The organism is Westiellopsis prolifica IICB1 (genome assembly GCF_004323185.1).
GTDB lineage: Bacteria > Cyanobacteriota > Cyanobacteriia > Cyanobacteriales > Nostocaceae > Pelatocladus > Pelatocladus prolificus_A.
On the sequence record NZ_NAPS01000002.1, the window covers coordinates 2,019,369 to 2,022,444 of the forward strand.

General features: G+C 43.6%; 2 protein-coding genes and 1 pseudogene. All 3 read left to right on the plus strand.

Annotated features, from left to right (window positions below; genetic code table 11):
• Positions 1-253: pseudogene (locus B4U84_RS22985) on the plus strand (ISAs1-like element ISPlr1 family transposase); the annotation flags it as partial.
• A 409-nt stretch (positions 254-662) separates the two neighbouring features.
• Positions 663-1,061 (plus strand): photosystem II protein Psb27, encoded by a 399-nt coding sequence (psb27, locus tag B4U84_RS22990; protein WP_131120676.1) that lies wholly within the window; start codon positions 663-665, stop codon positions 1,059-1,061.
• Between the two features lie 282 nt (positions 1,062-1,343).
• Positions 1,344-2,885, plus strand: a complete 1,542-nt coding sequence (locus tag B4U84_RS22995; RefSeq protein WP_207390982.1) for a family 10 glycosylhydrolase — start codon at positions 1,344-1,346, stop codon at positions 2,883-2,885.
• Positions 2,886-3,076 lie beyond the last annotated feature (191 nt).

Genomic DNA, 3,076 nt, shown 5'->3' on the forward strand with positions numbered 1-3,076 from the left:
GCCTACTAGCGTCGATACGAGTTTCGAGCAAACACGCGATCGCTTGACTCAACGTCGGGTATCGGTGTTTGATAATTTGGATCATATTTCCAATGATTGGGTTGGGCTAAAACGAATAGTTCAWGTTGAACGTCTTGGTACTCGTGCTGGTAAGCCTTATGAGGAAACCGTATATTACATAAGTTCAATGACCCTTGAAGCTTCAGATTTTGCCCAAGGCATTCGTGGTCATTGRGGTGTAGAAAATCGATGACATTGGGTCAAAGATGTTGTGTTTGATGAAGACAAGGCACAAATGGTTGATGGTTATGCATCTGCAAATTTCTCCATTCTTCGCAGTTTTGTAATTAACTTGTTTCGTCACAATGGTTTTGATTCCCTAACCAGAGCAATACGACATTGTGCCCATAATATCCTATTATTATTTTCCTTTTTAGAATGAAACAGCCCTGCTTTAGGCATGGGGAGTGTCAAAAGAGATAATCTATCCAAAATATTCGACCTGTCCCCGTGTTCCCTTCCCAATTTTTAATTTTTAATTTTTCATTTTTAATTGATATGTCCCCCGACACTCTTCACACTCTTCCCTTTGGAATGATCCCCAGGATACCAATCCAGGATAGGATGGACGTTGATTTACATATACTTTCACATCAATGATTATGAAGCGCTATTGGTCACGTCTGCTTGCTCTGGTCTTAGTTGTAGCTATTGGGCTAATGGGTTGTTCCGGTAGCCCAGATGGTTTATCTGGAGATTATCGCCAGGATACATTAGCTGTACTCAGTACTTTAAGACATACCCTAGAGTTACCAGACGATTCACCAGAAAGATTAACAGCGCAATCACAAGCGCGTCAACAAATTAATACTTTTGCGGCTCGTTATCAACGGGATAATTCTGTCGCAGGTTTGGGTTCTTTCACAACTATGCGAACAGCCCTCAATTCCCTTGCTGGACACTATAGTTCTTATCCCAATCGTCCTGTACCGAAAAAGCTCAAGGATCGTTTAGAAATGGAGTTTAATCAGGTCGAAATGGCGCTAAAGCGTGGTGCATAATTGTCTGTTACGCACCAGTCGATTGTTTAAAGTCATTCAAGGTAAAGCATTTGTACCAAGATATTTCGTTTTGATAGAAAAATATATGTACAAATGCTTCACCAATACAAGAAATTTTTACCATTAATCAAATTAAATAAAAAAGTGCGGCAACAGAAATGAGGTTTTGAAAGTCAGTACAATTGGGCTGCAAAGCCTCAGAACTAAACTCGCGACTTTACCACTTCTTCCCAACTCAAATGATTTAAAGTTAATAGTTTTTTTGTAAATTTATTCCTAAATATGCTTAACCGTCCCCTGAATGTTGTAAAGCCAATGTTCTTTTGGCGGCGTCTTTTCGCTGCGGTTTTCAGCAGTACTTTGCTGATGCCATACTTGGAAACTCAGCCTGCACGGGCGCAAGAAGTCAACCAATTTTGCCAAATATCAGCAGCAGAAGCGCAAGCAAAAGAAAAATTACGTTTGTCAGCCCTTGAAGGCGATCAACAAGCGCAAAACCAGTACCAGCAACTTGTGCGCCAACATACACAAACAGTACAAGAATGTCGAAATCGCACCTGGCCGCAAGTCCAAGCAATTTGGTTGCGTTTATATCCCTGCGACATTCAGCCGGGTAGTATTGACAGAATTATGGATCGAATAGTCAACCGAGGCTATAACCAAGTTTATTTGGAAGCTTTTTACGATGGACAGGTACTATTACCAGCAGCAAGTAATCCTACGGTATGGCCTTCTGTAATTCGCACACCGGGGGAAGAAAAAGCTGATTTATTATTGAACGCAATTCAAAAAGGACAGGAACGGGGTTTAAAGGTTTACGCCTGGATGTTTACCGCTAACTTTGGCTATACCTATGCCCAGCGTCGTGATCGAGAAGGAGCGATCGCTCGCAATGGCAAAGGTCAAACAAGCTTGTATGTTGTAGATGATGGTTCTCAAGTATTTATTGATCCCTACAACGCCCAAGCAAAACGCGACTATTACCAGATGGTACAAGAAATTTTACGCCGTCGTCCGAATGGAATACTGTTTGATTATGTGCGCTACCCACGGCAAACAGGCGGGGATTCTATAGCTACTAAAGTTACAGATTTGTGGCTATATAGTGAAGCTACCCAACAAGCATTATTTCAACGAGCGCAGAATAATAAAGGGTTGGAATTAATTCGCCGTTTTTTAACCAAAGGATACGTGACAGCAGGAGATATCAGTGAACTTGACAAACTTTATCCCCAAGAAGGAGAACCAATGTGGCAAGGACGTACACCACCGCCACCACCACCCGCAGAACCATCATTACCAATCGGACAAAAAGCGATCGCAGCGGTTATTCCCCCCGCACAAAGACAACCAATACTGCAATCAGAATTATGGCAACTCTCTGTTGCCCACGCCATGCAAGGTATTCTAGATTTTGTTAATCTAGCTGCTTATCCAGCCCAACAGCTTGGTATTCCCGCAGGGGTAGTGTTTTTTCCTGACGGAAATCAAACCGTTGGACAAGGTTATGATTCCCGCTTACAGCCTTGGGATCGGTTTCCAAGTTCTCTAGAGTGGCATTCTATGTCTTATGCTAATTGCGGCAATGTTGAATGTATTGCAGCGCAAGTCAAGCAAGTGCTAAGTATGGCTAAACCAGGTACAAAAGTGATTCCTGCGATCGCTGGTCAATGGAGTAAAAATGTCAATGGTCGCCCATCGCTAGATGCACAAATGCAAGCAATGAGACCATTCGCCTCGCAACTTACAGGAGTGAGCCATTTTGCCTACTCTTGGCAAGATCCTGAACACGACCAAGAACGGAAATTTTGTCGGGCGAAGTGAGCGGGGAGCGGGGAAAGGGGAAAGGAGACAAGGGGGACAAGGGGGACAAATAAGAAGGGATCTCTTAGCTCTTAGCAGGGAGACAAAGGAAAGTAACCAATCCCTAATCCCTAATCCCCGATCCCCGATCCCCGTTGCCCCTTATCCCCTTTCCCCGCCCCACCTTCCCCGATCCCTGATCCCTGATCCCC